This is a genomic window from Verminephrobacter aporrectodeae subsp. tuberculatae At4 (assembly GCF_000193225.1).
GTDB lineage: Bacteria > Pseudomonadota > Gammaproteobacteria > Burkholderiales > Burkholderiaceae_C > Acidovorax > Acidovorax aporrectodeae.
In genome coordinates this window covers 1-632 of the sequence record NZ_AFAL01001041.1, presented here as the reverse complement: position 1 = coordinate 632, position 632 = coordinate 1, and the positions used below count along the sequence as shown (strand labels likewise).

The following is a 632-nucleotide window of genomic DNA, read 5'->3' as shown; positions in this document are numbered from 1 at the left end:
TTTGACCTGGGCTGGATTCTGCTGGGCCTGCCCCTGGCCTTTGTGCTGGGCTGGCTGGCTTCGCGCTTTGATCTGCGCCAGTTGCGCGCCGAGAACCGCCGGGCACCGAAAGCCTATTTCAAGGGCCTGAACTTCCTGCTCAACGAGCAACAGGATCAGGCCATCGACGCCTTCATCGAGGCCGTACAGAACGACCCCGACACCTGCGAGCTGCACTTTGCGCTGGGCAATCTTTTTCGCCGCCGGGGCGAATACGACCGCGCCGTGCGCGTGCACGAACACCTGCTGTCGCGCGGCGATCTGGAGCACAGCGACCGCGAGCGCGCCCAGCACGCGCTGGCGCTGGACTTCCTCAAGGCCGGCCTGCTCGACCGGGCCGAGGACGCCTTGCACCGGCTCGAAGGCACGGCCCTCGAAGCCCAGGCCCGCCTGGCCCTGCTGGCGATCTACGAGCGTTCGCGCGACTGGCCGCGTGCTGCCGGCATTGCACGCAAGATGCACGGCGCCGACCAGGGCGACTTCAGCACCCGGCAGGCGCATTACCTGTGCGAGCAGGCGCTCGCGCTGACCGATCTGCCTGCCGCCCAGGCCCTGCTGGAGCAGGCCATTCACGCCGCCCCCGAGGCGGCACG

Annotated in this window: 1 protein-coding gene; it reads left to right on the top strand. The window is 68.7% G+C overall.

Translation table 11 applies throughout. From position 1 onward, the window contains the following. A partial coding sequence (locus VTU_RS0124800) for a tetratricopeptide repeat protein (RefSeq protein WP_010110631.1) occupies positions 1-632 on the top strand: 632 nt, incomplete at both ends.